Annotated in this window: 7 protein-coding genes; 5 read left to right on the top strand and 2 right to left on the bottom strand. The window is 62.3% G+C overall.

What is annotated here, in order from left to right; all coding sequences use genetic code 11:
* The first annotated feature begins 78 nt into the window (after positions 1-78).
* Positions 79-3,777, top strand: coding sequence for an Ig-like domain-containing protein (locus DES44_RS23075; RefSeq protein WP_211326950.1), 3,699 nt, complete (start codon positions 79-81; stop codon positions 3,775-3,777).
* Between the two features lie 196 nt (positions 3,778-3,973).
* Positions 3,974-5,404, top strand: coding sequence for an Ig-like domain-containing protein (locus tag DES44_RS23070; protein ID WP_058934324.1), 1,431 nt, complete (start codon positions 3,974-3,976; stop codon positions 5,402-5,404).
* A gap of 99 nt (positions 5,405-5,503) precedes the next feature.
* On the opposite strand, the gene DES44_RS23065 is transcribed toward DES44_RS23070, so the two are convergent.
* Positions 5,504-7,102 carry an ABC transporter substrate-binding protein gene (locus DES44_RS23065; RefSeq protein ID WP_232309956.1) on the bottom strand — a complete coding sequence of 533 codons (1,599 nt, stop codon included), beginning with the start codon at positions 7,100-7,102 and terminating at the stop codon, positions 5,504-5,506.
* A gap of 1,331 nt (positions 7,103-8,433) precedes the next feature.
* Positions 8,434-9,276 (bottom strand): 2OG-Fe(II) oxygenase family protein, encoded by an 843-nt coding sequence (locus tag DES44_RS23055; RefSeq protein ID WP_058934325.1) that lies wholly within the window; start codon positions 9,274-9,276, stop codon positions 8,434-8,436.
* Positions 9,277-9,902: 626 nt separating this feature from the next.
* Between DES44_RS23055 and DES44_RS23050 the strand changes: the two genes are divergently transcribed.
* The 3 genes from DES44_RS23050 to lpdA all read left to right on the top strand — a co-directional run bounded on the left by DES44_RS23050 (position 9,903) and on the right by lpdA (position 15,598).
* Positions 9,903-12,755, top strand: a complete 2,853-nt coding sequence (locus tag DES44_RS23050) for a 2-oxoglutarate dehydrogenase E1 component (protein ID WP_058934326.1) — start codon at positions 9,903-9,905, stop codon at positions 12,753-12,755.
* Between the two features lie 137 nt (positions 12,756-12,892).
* Positions 12,893-14,152: a 2-oxoglutarate dehydrogenase complex dihydrolipoyllysine-residue succinyltransferase gene (gene odhB / locus DES44_RS23045; RefSeq protein ID WP_058934327.1), complete on the top strand. Its 1,260-nt coding sequence runs from the start codon at positions 12,893-12,895 to the stop codon at positions 14,150-14,152.
* A gap of 18 nt (positions 14,153-14,170) precedes the next feature.
* Positions 14,171-15,598, top strand: coding sequence for a dihydrolipoyl dehydrogenase (gene lpdA, locus DES44_RS23040; protein ID WP_058934328.1), 1,428 nt, complete (start codon positions 14,171-14,173; stop codon positions 15,596-15,598).
* The last annotated feature ends 79 nt before the right edge of the window (positions 15,599-15,677 follow it).

The raw sequence follows: 15,677 nt of genomic DNA, 5'->3' as shown, positions 1-15,677 counted from the left end.
GGCATCACCTGGCAGCAGGGCACGACCGCCGGCATTGCGGCGACGGACCTGAAGGAAGGCAGCAATGCCATCCAGATCGTGCAGATCGACAAGGCAGGCAACCCCAGCGCCCCGACGACCGTGACCGTGGTCAAGGACACGACGGCGCCGGTGGCCCCGGTGCTGGATGTGGCCAACTCGGGCACGGGTTCTCAAACGGGCACCGTGGTGGGTTCGGGCACTGTGGCCGATCCGATCGTGATCGGCTCGGACGGTAAGGTCAGCATCGGTGCAGAGTCCGATGCGGACTGGCGCTTCAGCACCGATGGTGGCGTGACCTGGCAACCGGGCACCGGCACTGGCATCTCCGCCAATGACCTGACCGAAGGGACCAACACCATCCAGATCGTGCAGATCGACAAGGCAGGCAACCCCAGCGCTCCGACGACCGTGACCGTGGTGAAGGACACGACGGCCCCCGTGGCTCCAGTGTTGGACGTGACCAACTCTGGCACGGGTGCGCAGACTGGCACCATCGTGGGGTCTGGCACGGCAGCTGACCCGATCGTGATCGGCTCGGACGGCAAGGTGAGCATCGCTACCGAAGCTGGCGCTGATTGGCGCTACAGCACGGACGGCGGCATCACCTGGCAGCAAGGCACCACCGCCGGCATCGCAGCGACGGACCTGAAGGAAGGCACCAACGCCATCCAGGTCGTGCAGATCGACAAGGCCGGCAACGCCAGTGCACCGACGACCGTCACCGTGGTGAAGGACACCACGGCACCGGTGGCACCTGTGCTGGACAAGGCCAGCTCGGGCACGGGCTCGCAAGCGGGCACCGTGGTGGGCACTGGCACGGCTGCTGATCCGATCATCGTCAGCTCGACCGGCAAGGTGAATATCGCCACGGAAGCGGACGCCAACTGGCGTTACAGCACGGACGGCGGCATCACCTGGCAGCAAGGCACGACCGCCGGTATCGCGGCGACGGACCTGACGGAAGGCACCAACACCATCCAGATCGTCCAGGTCGACCGGGCCGGCAACGCCAGTGCAGCGACGACCGTGACCGTGGTGAAGGACACCGCAGCTCCGGCGGCTGCAGGATTGGACTTGAGCCATTCGAGCACCGGCTTGGAAGCAGGCGTTGTGGTTGGCACTGGCACGGCTGCCGATCCCATCGTGCTGGGGAGCACAGGATGGGTGAGCATTCTGGCTGACGCCAACGCCACTTGGCGCTACAGCACAGATGGCGGGATCACGTGGAAGACAGGTGTCAATGGTCAAATTACAGCTGACAATCTAAATCAAGGTGTTAACACCATCCAGATCGTGCAGGTTGATGCGGCTGGAAATAATAGTGAGCTGAGCACCCTCACCGTCGTAAAGGATACTATCGCGCCGGCAGCGCCGGTCGTGGACTTCGCCGCGTCCGGGACAATTGACATTAAAGGTTTCGTACTCGGTAAGGGTACTCCTACTAATCCGATCGAAATCGCGAAGACTGGCTATTTGAAGCTGAAGACGGAACCCGGTGCGGAGTGGCATTTCAGTATCGACGGAGGTGCCACCTGGAAAGTCGGTTCTAGTGAGGGTATTCGTATGAATGACCTGGTAGACGGGCTCAATACGGTTCAGGTCATTCAAATTGACAAGGCTGGTAACGCAAGTGCGATGGGTATGGTGACCGTTTTGGCAGATTTCACCCCGCCGCCGAATCCAACCGTAGATTTCGCCACGTCCGCAACCGCAGCTCAAGAAGGTGTTGTTCTGGGAACCGGCAAGGCTGAGGATCCAATCATGATTGACAGCCAGGGCAAACTCAGAATTGCATTTCCAGAAGCGATCGGCTTTGGTTACTACTTGAATGGCGGTCAGTTCAAGCAAGGTCCAACAGGGGGGTTGACGGCGGATATGTTCAATGAAGGGCTTAATACGCTTGAAATTGAATCCTACGATAAATTCAATAACTCGAGTGAGCGGGTAACATTTGCGATTTTTAAAGATACACTTGCTCCAATCGCGCCGGACTTGGATTTTGCCAATACGGCCACTGGTATCCAAGCTGGTGTGGTGATTGGCACAGGCTCGGCCGCGACACCCGTATTGTTAAACAGTGCAGGTAAACTGCAATTCTCCACAGAAGCAGGTGCCGAATTTAAATACAGTTTGGATGGTGGTGCCACATGGCGCTCCAGCGCGGATCGAACGATTGCCTCGTCTGAATTGGCAGAGGGAGATAACACGATCCTTGCGTACCAGACGGACAGGCTTGGACATGTGAGTTCAATCGCTACTGTTTCGGTTGTGAAGGATACAATTGCTGCCGCCCGCCCTACCGTGGAAATCGTAGGGGGAACCGGATCCGGCGTCGAAGGAGATCCTTGGATATTCAATAACCAAGGAAGCCTCTCTGTCACAACTGAAAGCGGCGCTACATGGCGCTACAGTGTGGACGGCGGTGTGACTTGGCGCGTCGCTAACCGTAGTGATATCAGCGCATGGGACCTGCCCGAAGGTCCGACCACCGTACAAATTGTGCAGACGGATAGGGCTGGCAATGATAGCGAGGCCACAGCGGTCAAGGTGATCAAAGACAGTATGGCGGGTGGTCTTGTCGTGTCACTCACCAACATTGTTGGTTATACGAATGACGGCTTGGCAATTGTGGATGCGAAGATGGGCGGACAATACCGCTTCGGCAACTTGGAAGACGGCGCGAAGGTCCAGTATTTGGTGGCGGGTGCTAATCGTTGGCAGGATTTGACGACGTCTGATTTCCTAGACGTCAACAGCTTGCAGACAGTGCAAGGCCGCCAGGATTACCAGTTCCGCCAAGTGGATGCTCTTGGTAATGTTGGCCCAGAGACAAGAATTACCATTGAAATCGCTAGGCCACCCATCTCTCTGTCATTGGTCACCAACGCTTCGGGTGAAGCTGTAGGGTCGGGAACCAATGCGGATCCCTATTTCCTCGCTGGGGACGGACGGCTCACCCTTACCGATGGGAATGAATTTGGCTGGCGTTACAGTACGGATGGCGGCGCAACGTGGGTGGCGGGATCTGGGAACACCCTTTCCGCATCCAGCTTTGCCGAAGGCACAACCCAACTGCTGATCGGCTATGTAGATGTTGCCGGCAAGGTGTCATCGCCTGTCGAATTCACGCTCGTCAAGGATGTGACGGCCCCGATTGCGCCGACCGTGGATGTGTCAGGGTTTACGGCAGGGTATGTGGCGCTGAATGAGGCAGGTAGTGTGAATGTTGGAATTGAGGAAGGTGCAAGCTGGAGATTCAGCATTGATGCTGGAAAAAGTTGGACAGCGGGTATTGGTAACTCAATTTCAGGTTCGCAATTGGCTCTTGGTAGCAACTATATCTTTATTGAGCAAACGGATAAGGCGGGTAATACAAGCGAAAAAACCCCTCTCACGATTATCAAGGATGTGTCTGCAGACCGATTGGGGATTACGCTCGATGGGATTAGCGGACTTGATGACGAAAACTTGCCAGTCTTCAATTCAGCCTCCGGCTGGGTTAACTTCAGTCATCTTGAAGTTGGTGCAGTGGTTCAAATGTTCAACAGTGCCACTGGCACGTGGACGGATTTGGGAACCAACCCTTACGTCAACGTTCAGGATTTGGGGTTGACACATGGGGCGGAACATTTGGCTTTCCGTCAAGTGGACGTTGCTGGCAACGTGAGCGAAAATATGGACATTACCTTCCTGTACACGCCCATTAACTTGACGACAATTGCAACGCCGTCTTCTAGTTACTCGGTCGGGGTTTAATAGCGCCTCCCCGGCGGCACGTATAATATAGCTGCCGGACACAAAAGGGCCTGTCGTATCGACAGGCCCTTTTTTCTCGCCCTCGCAACATCTCCGCAACCCGCATGAGCATTTGGCTTTGCTGTGTAGGTGCCAATCCGCCTAAGCCTGCAAAGGCTCTTTGTGCTCCTCCTCGCGGCTTGGCATCATTGAAGTCGTGAAGGACACGGCGGCGCCGGCCGCGCCTGTGCTGGATGTGACCCAGTCCGGCACGGGCGCTCAGACGGGCACGGTGGTCGGCACCGGCACGGCAGTGGATCCGATCGTGATCAACAGCGCCGGCAAGGTGACCATCGCGACCGAAGCTGGCGCTGATTGGCGCTTCAGCACCGACGGTGGCAGCACTTGGCATTCAGGCACTTCGGCCGGCATCTCGTCGAACGATCTCCAGGAAGGCACCAACACCCTCCAGATCGTGCAGATCGACAAGGCGGGCAATGCCAGTCCGGCGACCTCTCTGACGATCGTCAAGGACACGGTGGCCCCCGAAGCTTCACACTTGGCGGTGGTGGGCGACCTGCAAAGCGGCATCAGCGCTTCGGGCAGCATCGCCATCGGCTCGTTGGAACCGGGTGCGACCTGGGACTACAGCCTGGATGGCGGACAGACCTGGGTGCACGGACAAAACGCCAGCCTTGACGCATCCGTCCTGACCAAGGGTGTTAATCACATCGACGTGGTGCAGATTGACGCGGCGGGCAATCGTGGCGCGGTGTCTTCCCTCGATGTCTTCAAGCCGGCGCCGCTGCATCTGACTGCCGCGACCGGGGTCTCAGACACGGTGGACGGTCATCTCTTCAACCTCAATACACCGGAGAGTTTCGATGTAGGCGGGCTCCGTTTTATCGATTTCTCAGCGTCAACATTCACGATGTGGTTGAAGGGCTCTAGCGTTGAAGCCTCAGTCCTCTACACCAAGGCGCTGTCGACCACGGAGATGGAGGTGCTCGTCGGTAAGCAGTGGGCTGGCTTTACGTCGGAGACCAGCGAATGGTGGGACTGCGTCCGCATGAAGCTCACGGAACAAGCCGACGGGAGAGTGACCGTTTCCATGATCAGCGAGAGCGGTTATGTGCTCGACATTGGCGCTGACCGGGGCACAGGACCCTTCGCATTCGAGAATCAGCGATATACGTCCACCCCAACCTCGGGCGGGATCGGCCTGCAGGCCGTGACTCTGAGCACCCGCGGCGATGTGGTGCACATCACCTCTCCGGAGCAGGGCAGCGGCTGGCAATACAGCACCGACGACGGCGTGACCTGGACCACCGGGCATGGCGACTGGCTGGCGCTGGACCAGCTCCCCGGGACCTCGACCGTTCGTCTGGCGCCACTGGATGCGGATGGTGTTCGCGGCGAAGTCACGATGCTGAATCGCGACGGGTCCGAAGTGGTGGCGGCTTTCGCCAGTCCCTTTGGCCTGACGAGCCCGCTTGACCATCTGCTGAGCGGGGCCGAAGCGCTGCCCACTGACCTGACGGGTCACGGCACATCCTCGGCCACCGACGGTTTGCAAGATTCCAGCCTGCCACCCCCAAGCGCGTATGCGCTGGACCCGTCGCACACGGGTGCCGTCATGCCCGTCTGATCGTTGTTAAGGGTCCTGCGCTTCCCCGACCCTTCGGGGAAGCGCCTCCTTCATGCGATGGTCAGCGTCAAGCGCTCACATCGAGTCAGGGCGTGCCGCTCACTTGATCGTGGTGAACCTCGCCTCCGGCCGATCATTTGACCGATGCAAGGTCTCGACCGTCGTCTTCATGGCCCAAGGCCGCACCTGGTGATGCAGCGGAATGAACAGCGCCTGGTCCCGCACCAGGATGAGCGCCTCGCGAATCAGCGCGTTGCGCTTGTTCACGTCCATCTCGCTTTTCATCGCGTCAATCAGCTTGTCCAATGCTGGATCACTGACCTTCGAGAAATTGAAGCTGCCATCGGGCCCGCCGCTGCGGGTGCGGGCCAGCGCTTGCAGGGTGTAGAGCGCATCATTGGTCGACACGCCCCAGCCCAGCATGTATAGCGGTGATTCGAATCGCTGGAACTGCTGACTGTGCTGGGACATTGGCTGCGCCGTGAGGCGGGCGGTCACGCCGATCTTGGCCCACATCGACACGACGGCCAGGCACACTTCCTCGTCGTTGATGTAGCGGTTGTTCGGGCAATTCAGCGGAATCTCGAAACCATTCGGATAGCCCGCATCCGCCAGCAGTTTCTTGGCCTTGGCGAGGTCCGGCGCTTGGGGCTTGTCGAGCTCGGTTGAATAGCCATTCACACCCGGCGGCACGATCAAGGCTGCTGGCACGGACATGCCGCGCATGATGCTTCGCTTGATGGCCTCGCGGTCGATGGCGATGCTCAGCGCCTGCCGCACCCGCACATCCTTGAACGGATTCTTGCCCTTGACGGAAGAACCGCGCAGCTCATCGCTGCCGAGATCCGGCGCAAAGAAGATGGTGCGCGTCTCAGGCCCTTCGATGACCTTGAGTTTTCCATCGTTCTTCAGTCGGGCCACGTCCTGGGTGGGTAGATCGGTGAGCAGGTCGACTTCCCCCGACACCAAGGCGGCCACCCGGGTCGGGTCCGACTTGATCGGCATATAGGTGATTTCGGTGATGTTGCCTTTGGGCTTGTCCCACCAGTCCTTGTTGGCCACCATCGTGATGCGCTGGTCGGGCTGCCAGCCGGTGATGCGGAAGGCGCCGGTGCCGATGGCATTGCGGCTGGCGTAGTTTTCGTCCTTGGACTTGTAGTCAGCGAGCTGGGTGGCCTTGTTCTTTTCCGCCCAGGTCTTGCTCATGATGCGGAAGTCGATCAGGTTGCGCAGCAAAATGGGTTGCGGCGAATCCAGCATCACATCGATGGTGTAGTCATCGACCTTTTTGATTTCCTTGATGCCGGTCACGTAGATCTGCATCGTGCCTTGGGGCTGGCGGATACGCTGGAAGCTGAAAATGACGTCATCGGCGGTGAAGGGGGATCCGTCCTGGAACTTCACGCCTTTGCGAAGCTCGAATCGCCACTGCGTCGGATTGACGGTCGTCCACTTCGTTGCCAGACAGGGCTCGACTTCCCACTGCTCGTTGTAGCGGGTCAGCCCTTCATAGCTGTGCTGCAGGATGGCGCTGGTGGTGCTGTGATCCTGCGAATGCGGATCGAGCGTCAGGATGTCGTTTTGGGCGGCCCAGCGCAGGGCGGCGGCCTGGGCGGGGCTGGCCAGGGACAAGGCCAATGTGGCGGTAGCGGCAACCGCGCTGAGCGTGCCAGCGCCGGGCAGCGTCCAACCCCGCAAGGCATGCTTGAACGTCCCGATCGAGGGCGCCTGAGCGCGAGACACAGACCCGCGAGACCGGGAAGCACGGACGGTACAAACCAAAGGCATGTCGACTCCTGAGCAGTTTCTGGAAGAAGCAAGTCGAGGGCCATGCTAGTGGCTGAGTGGAGCGTCGGTGCTTAGCGATTGTCCTTAGACAGTGGCGGGGGAGGCGGTCCTGAAACAGGGGCGATGGAGCGCGGAGAAGCCTCCGTCGAGTGCTCCAGCGAGGCCCCCAAACTTCCCCGAGGACTGGCTGGCGCAGCGTCCCTATCAGTACCCACCGATGAAGCCGCCGACGGGCTGAGATCGGCGTCGCACCCGATGCCGGCTGCGATCATGCGCGAGGCCCAGCGGCGCAAGAGCCGGTTCAGCAGCGACGCGGGGCGCCAGCGCTTCATCCCAGGGAGCCCCAGATATCGCGTGGGGTGGTTCAGTACGCCGCATTCATATCGGACGGACGAAGTCGACCACTCCAGTGCTTTGCACTCACCCTTTGTTCTGCGGCTCACCAATACGCCCACAGGACAAGGCTCGGCCAGGCAACACAGGCCGCAACCGTTGCAAGGTGCCCCGACCTCAGGTTTCTCGGGGGCTTCCGGATGGATCCACACAATGCGCGAAGGCATGCAGAGACTTTACGCGCTCCTGGCGGACCGGCTGCGGTTGGTGGGGCTAAAGAGGGTTGGTTAGGGGCGCGGTGCGAAGGGGGGAGGCTGGGCGTTGCCCTTTTCCTCCATGTCCTCCGTCGCCTTCGGCTCCTCCCCCTTGACTTCCGGAAAAGGGCAACGCCCAGCCTCCTGCATCGACCGCGGTGTGAGGGAGAGGGGAGGGTGGTGTGCGGAGATTGAGCGCTTAGACCGACGCACGTGCCCTAGTGCGACCCCGCATCGTTCCATCGTTGCATGGCCGCCTGGCGCTTTGGCACTTAGGCGCATACGCCCCCACGCCCCCACCCACCTAAGCACCTAGGCACCTAGGCACCTAGGCACCTAGGCGCAGCTGCTGAGGCATTTGGTTGGGGTGGCCCTTAGCGGCTCGGATGTCCCGCATGAGGTCGTGGCGCGGCTCGGTGATGGAGAAGAGAGGCTGCGCGTTGCCCCTTTCCGGAAGTCAAGGGGGAGGAGCCGAAGGCGACGGAGGACATGGAGGAAAGGGGTGACGCGCAGGCTCTCGCCCGCGCCAACCGTGGCAGCCCGCCAACCGTGGTAGTCCTCCAACCGTGGTAGTCCTCCAACCTTGTCAGCCAGCAGCAACCGCAGTAACCGCAGCGACCGCCGCAGACGGCAGCAGACCGCCGCCGAGCGCGCTTACTTCTTGACGCCCAACTCGCGAAGCCGCTCTTCGAGGTAATCGTGCGCCGTGTACCGATCCGACAGGACCACGTCTTCACGCGGATGCAGGAACAGCGGCAGCGACACCCGGCTCTTCTTGGCGCCTTCGCCGGTGGGATTCACCACCCGATGCTGCGTGGACGGGTAGTAGCCCTGAGACGCTTCCTGCAGCATGTCCCCAATGTTGATGATCAGCATGCCGAAATCGCTGGGCACGTCCACCCAGCTGCCGTCCTTGGCCTGCACCTGCAGCCCCGGCTCATTCGCCGCCGGCAGAATCGTCAGCAGATTGATGTCCCCGTGCGGTGCCGCACGCAGGGAGCCTTCCGGCTCGTTGCCGGTCAGTGGCGGATACCGCAGCACCCGCAGCAACGTGAGGCGGCTGTCCTTGATCATGTGGGACAGCGGCTCGCGGTAGTTGCGCGCAATGTCCGCCGGCGTGTGACGCTCCACCCACGACAGCAATTCGGCCGCCAGCTCGTTGGCGATCTCGTAATACCGCAGCGCATCCGCCTTCAGCGACTCAGGAATCCGACCCCACGGGTAAATGTGGAAATACTCCTTGATGTCCTTTTGCTGATGCCCCTTGGCTGTCTCGGAAATCTCGGTCGAGAAATAGCCGTCCTGGGTCTCGGGGGAATAGGCAAAGTCGTGCTTGCTGCCCCCGTTGAAAAATCCCAGCCAATCGCCGTAGATCTTTTCGACCAGACTCTGCGGCAGGGGATGGTTCACCAGCACACCAAAACCGGTCTCGTGCAGGGAACGTGTGAACTGCTCGGCTGCGTCCGCAGCACGATAGTCAACGACTCGAACTTGCATTGGGATCTCCTGTCTCCCCGCGGCCCACCATTCAATCGCGGGGCGGAACCGCGGCCGCAAGTCTAGGGGAACCGGATGGGGGTCGCAATCGTTTGAGCCCCCGCCACCCGGGCCTTCGGCCAACACGATCCGCAGCAAAGTGGCGATCTCCCTTCAGCGGTTCCCACCCCGCCTGGCCAGCAACGCCCGCCCCGCACCCATCCTCCCGGAAGGGTTAAAGCGACGCTCCGCGGCGCCCGGGTGCACATCTCGTACTCGGCTGTACCCGCGTGCGATTGGCGACTGCCATGCTTCAGCGCTTGTCCCCGTCCGCTTGGCGCGCAACGTTGTAGCGGTTAGCCGCCGTAGCCGACCAATACCTGCTCGATGAACGGGGTGGTCCGTCGTTTTGCAGCCACGGCCCCTTCCCGCATGGCCTAGACTTTTCAGTGAAAAGTGGACGCCTTCAGTAACGCGCCGGAATTGCCGAAGTGCTACAGTGCGGCGCTTGTGACTTGAGGTCCTTCCCGTCCCCTTTTCTGGCAACAGTGAAGGCGGGTCGCAATCCGCCAACCGGTCAAGCCGTGTCGCGGAAGGTTTATCAACCAGCCGATAGCCCTGGAAGCCGGGGCAAAAGGTGAGCGAAGATGATGCAGCAATACAGGTCGAATTCCTACCTGTTCGGGGGCAATGCCCCTTATGTCGAGGAAATGTACGAACAGTACCTCGACAACCCCGGCGCCGTGCCAGACAACTGGCGTGCCTATTTCGATGCCCTGCAGCACGTGCCTGCCGTGGACGGCAGCGACAAGCGGGACGTTCCGCACGCACCGGTCATCGAATCCTTCGCGCAACGCGCCAAGGCCAACGCCTTCAACACCAAGGTGTCCAGCAACGAGCTGGCCGTCGCTGGCAAGCAGGTGCACGTGCAGTCCCTGATTGCCGCCTACCGCTTCCTGGGCTCCCGCTGGGCCGACCTCGACCCCCTCAAGCGCACCGAACGCCCCCAGATCCCCGAACTGGAACCGGCGTCGTATGGCCTGACCGAAGCTGATATGGACATCAGCTTCAGCGCCACGAACACCTATTTCACCAAGGCCGAGAACATGACCCTGCGCGAGATCGTGCAGGCCTTGCGTGACACCTACTGCGGCAGCATCGGCGCCGAGTTCATGCACATCAGCGATCCGGTCGAGAAGCGCTGGTGGCAGGAACGCCTGGAAGCTCCCCGGAGCAAGGCGAACTTCACCGCCGAAAAGAAGAAGCACATCCTCGACCGCCTGACCGCGGCCGAAGGCCTGGAACGCTACCTGCACACCAAGTACGTCGGCCAGAAGCGCTTCTCGCTGGAAGGCGGCGAAAGCTTCATCGTCTCGATGGACGAGCTGGTGCAAAGCGCCGGCGCCAAGGGCGTGCAGGAAATCGTCATCGGCATGGCCCACCGCGGCCGCCTGAACGTGCTGGTCAACACCCTGGGCAAGATGCCCCGCGACCTGTTCGCCGAGTTCGACCACACCGCCCCCGAAGACCTGCCCTCGGGCGACGTGAAGTACCACCAGGGCTTCTCCAGCGACGTGTCCACCAGCGGTGGCCCCGTCCACCTGAGCCTGGCCTTCAACCCCTCGCACCTGGAAATCGTCAACCCGGTGGTGGAAGGCTCGGTCAAGGCCCGCATGGACCGCCGTGGCGACAAGACCGGCGACCAGGTCCTGCCCGTGCTGGTGCACGGCGACGCCGCCTTCGCCGGCCAGGGCGTCGTGATGGAAACCCTGGCGCTGGCCCAGACCCGCGGTTACTACACCGGCGGCACCGTCCACATCGTCATCAACAACCAGATCGGCTTCACCACCAGCGACCCGCGCGACATCCGCTCGACGCTGTACTGCTCCGACGTCGTCAAGATGGTTGAAGCCCCGGTGCTGCACGTGAACGGGGATGATCCGGAAGCCGTGGTGTTCTCCACCCAGCTGGCCCTGGAATACCGTCAGCAGTTCAAGAAGGACGTGGTGGTGGACATTGTCTGCTTCCGCAAGCTGGGCCACAACGAGCAGGACACCCCCGCGCTCACCCAGCCGCTGATGTACAAGAAGATCGCGGCCCACCCCGGCACCCGCAAGCTGTACGGCGACAAGCTGACCGCCCAGGGCGTGCTGCCCGCCGACGGCGCCGACGCCATGGTCAAGGCCTTCCGGGCCGCCATGGACGAAGGCCGCCACACGGTGGACCCGGTGCTGACGAACTTCAAGAGCAAGTACGCCACCGACTGGACCCCGTTCCTCGGCAAGAAGTGGACCGACAGCTGCGACACCGCGCTGCCGGTGGCCGAGTGGAAGCGCCTGGCCGAGAAGATCACCACGATCCCGGCCGACTTCAAGGCCCACCCGCTGGTGGAAAAGGTCATCGCCGACCGCGCCGCCATGGGCCGTGGCGACATCAACGTCGACTGGGGCATGGGCGAGCACATGGCCTTCGCCTCGCTGGTGGCCTCGGGCTACCCGGTGCGTCTGTCCGGTGAAGACTGCGGCCGCGGCACCTTCACCCACCGCCACGCCGTGCTGCACGACCAGAACCGCGAGCGCTTCGACACCGGCACCTACATTCCGCTGCAAAACGTCGCGGAAGGCCAGGCCCCGTTCGTCGTGATCGACTCGATCCTGTCGGAAGAAGCGGTGCTGGGCTTCGAATACGGCTACGCCGCCGCCGAACCCAACACGCTGACCATCTGGGAAGCCCAGTTCGGCGACTTCGCCAACGGTGCACAGGTCGTCATCGACCAGTTCATCGCCTCCGGTGAAGTGAAGTGGGGCCGTGCCAACGGCCTGACGCTGATGCTGCCGCACGGCTACGAAGGCCAGGGCCCCGAGCACAGCTCGGCCCGCCTGGAGCGCTTCATGCAGCTGGCCGCGGACAACAACATGCAGATCGTCCAGCCGACGACCGCCTCGCAGATCTTCCATCTGCTGCGTCGCCAGATGCTGCGCATGTTCCGCAAGCCGCTGGTCATCATGACGCCCAAGTCGCTGCTGCGCGCCAAGGACGCCACCTCGCCGGTCAGCGAATTCACCAAGGGTGAGTTCCGTACCGTCATCGGCGAGCTGAACGCCGAGGTCGACGCCAGCAAGGTCAAGCGCATCATCGCCTGCTCGGGCAAGGTGTACTACGACCTGGTCAAGGCCCGTGGCGACAAGAAGGACGTGGCCATCATCCGCGTGGAACAGCTCTATCCGTTCCCGCACAAGGCCTTCTCGACCGAAATCAAGAAGTACCCGAACGCCACCGAAATCGTCTGGTGCCAGGACGAGCCGCAGAACCAGGGCGCCTGGTTCTTCGTCCAGCACTACATCCACGAAAACATGCTGGATGGCCAGAAGCTGGGTTACGCCGGCCGCCCGGCCTCCGCATCGCCGGCCGTGGGCTACTCCCACCTGCACCAGGAACAGCTCAAGGCGCTGCTGGAACAGGCCTACGGCAAGCTGAAGGGTTTCGTGCTGACCAAGTGAGTTATTGCGGACGCTGAGCGCCGCAATAACACCGGCCGCCCCGCATGCATCGCTCCGGATCTCCCGTGAGAGGCATGCGGCGGCAGCCGGACAGGCGCAAAGCTCCGGTTTACTGAAAAACCGAGAGAACAAACATCATGGCAATCGTTGAAGTCAAAGTCCCCCAGCTGTCCGAGTCGGTCGCCGAAGCGACCCTCCTGCAGTGGAAGAAGAAGCCCGGTGAAGCCGTGGCCGTGGACGAGATCCTGATCGAAGTCGAGACCGACAAGGTCGTGCTGGAAGTGCCGGCCCCCTCCGCCGGCGTGCTGACCGAACTGGTGGCCGGTGACGGCGCCACCGTGACCTCCGACCAGGTCATCGCCCGCATCGATACCGAAGCCAAGGCCGGCACCGCCGCGCCCGCCGCTGGTGCCCCCGCGCCGGCCGCCGCACCCGCTGCTGCAGCCGCCTCCAGCGACAGCGCCTCCAAGGCCGGCGTGGCCATGCCCGCCGCCGCCAAGCTGATGGCCGACAACAACCTGGCCTCCGGCTCCGTCGCCGGCACCGGCAAGGACGGCCGCGTCACCAAGGGTGATGTGCTGGGCGCCCTCGAAGGCGGCGCCAAGCCGGCCGTCGCCGCTCCGGTCGCAGCCCCCGCCGCGCCGGCCGCCAAGCCGCTGCCCGCCGTGGCCGCACCGGTGTCCGCCAACCTGGGCGACCGCCCCGAGCAGCGCGTGCCGATGAGCCGCCTGCGCGCCCGTATCGCCGAGCGCCTGCTGCAATCGCAGTCCACGAACGCCATCCTGACCACCTTCAACGAAGTGAACATGGCCCCGGTCATGGAACTGCGCAAGAAGTTCCAGGACAGCTTCACCAAGGAACACGGCACCAAGCTGGGCTTCATGAGCTTCTTCGTGAAGGCCGCCGTGCACGCGCTGAAGAAGTACCCGGTGCTGAACGCCTCGGTGGACGGCAACGACATCGTCTACCACGGCTACTTCGACATCGGCATCGCCGTCGGCTCGCCGCGTGGCCTGGTCGTGCCCATCCTGCGCAATGCAGACCAGATGAGCTTCGCCGACATCGAGAAGAAGATCGCCGAATACGGCAAGAAGGCCCAGGAAGGCAAGCTCGGCATCGAAGAGATGACCGGTGGCACCTTCTCCATCTCCAACGGTGGCACCTTCGGCTCGATGCTGTCCACCCCCATCATCAACCCGCCGCAGTCGGCGATCCTGGGCGTGCACGCCACCAAGGACCGCGCCGTGGTGGAAAACGGCCAGATCGTGATCCGTCCGATCAACTACCTGGCCATGTCCTACGACCACCGCATCATCGACGGCCGCGAAGCCGTGCTGGGCCTGGTGGCCATGAAGGATGCGCTGGAAGATCCGGCCCGTCTGCTGTTCGACCTGTAAGCCAAGGACTCCAGCGACATGAGCAAGCAATTTGACGTCGTCGTCATCGGCGGCGGCCCTGGCGGCTACATCGCCGCCATCCGCGCGGCGCAACTGGGCTTCAACGCGGCCTGCATCGACGAGTGGAAGAACGACAAGGGCGGCCCCGCCCCTGGCGGCACCTGCACCAACGTCGGCTGCATCCCGTCCAAGGCCCTGCTGCAATCCAGCGAGCACTTCGAGCATGCCGGCCACGGCTTTGCCGACCACGGCATCTCGATGTCCGACCTGAAGATCGACATCGCCAAGATGATCGGCCGCAAGGACAGCGTCGTGAAGCAGAACAACGACGGCATCCTCTACCTGTTCAAGAAGAACAAGGTGACGTTCTTCCACGGCCGCGGCTCGTTCGTGGCGGCGAAGGACGGCGGCTACGAGATCAAGGTGGCCGGCGCCGCCGAGGAAACGATCACCGCCAAGCACGTGATCGTGGCCACCGGCTCCAATGCCCGCCAGCTGCCGGGCGCTCCGTTCGACGAGGTCAACATCCTGTCGAACGACGGCGCGCTGCGCATCCCGGCCGTGCCGAAGAAGCTGGGCGTCATCGGCTCCGGCGTCATCGGCCTGGAAATGGGCTCGGTGTGGCGCCGTCTGGGCGCGGAAGTGACCATCCTGGAAGCGCTGCCGGCCTTCCTGGGCGCCGCTGATGAATCGGTCGCCAAGGAAGCCGCCAAGGTCTTCAAGAAGCAGGGTCTGAACATCGAGCTGGGCGTGAAGATCTCGTCCGTCGAGAACGCTGCTTCCGGCGTCACGGTGAAGTACACGGATGCCAAGGGTGCTGAGCAGACGCTGGCGGTGGACAAGCTGATCGTCTCGATCGGCCGCGTCGCCAACACCATCGGTCTGAACCCCGAAGCCGTCGGCCTCAAGCTGGACGAGCGCGGCGCCGTGGTGGTGGACGATGAGTGCAAGACCAACCTGCCCAACGTCTGGGCCATCGGTGACGTCGTGCGCGGTCCGATGCTGGCCCACAAGGCGGAAGAAGAAGGCGTGGCCGTGGCCGAGCGGATTGCCGGCCAGCATGGGCACGTCAACTTCAACACCATCCCCTGGGTCATCTACACCAGCCCGGAAATCGCCTGGGTGGGCAAGACCGAGCAGGCGCTCAAGGCCGAAGGCGTGGCCTACAAGGCCGGTCAGTTCCCGTTCCTGGCCAACGGCCGCGCCCGCGCGCTGGGCGACACCACCGGCTTCGTCAAGTTCCTGGCCGATGCCAAGACCGACGAAATCCTGGGCGTGCACATCATCGGCCCGATGGCCTCGGAGCTGATCTCCGAAGCCGTGGTCGCGATGGAGTTCAAGGCCTCGGCGGAAGACATCGCCCGCATCTGCCACGCGCATCCCTCGCTGAGCGAGGCGACCAAGGAAGCGGCCCTGGCCGTGGACAAGCGCACGCTGAACTTCTGAGGCCCGCCTCGGATGCAGTGACAGGGGCGGCGAAGAGTCGCCCCTTTTTTTTAGCGCCGGCGCGCAGGGCATCCCCGTT

This window comes from Roseateles depolymerans (genome assembly GCF_003387155.1).
Lineage (GTDB): Bacteria > Pseudomonadota > Gammaproteobacteria > Burkholderiales > Burkholderiaceae_C > Roseateles > Roseateles depolymerans.
Note: the sequence above shows the minus strand (reverse complement) of the source record. Positions and strands in the feature narration are given on the sequence as shown.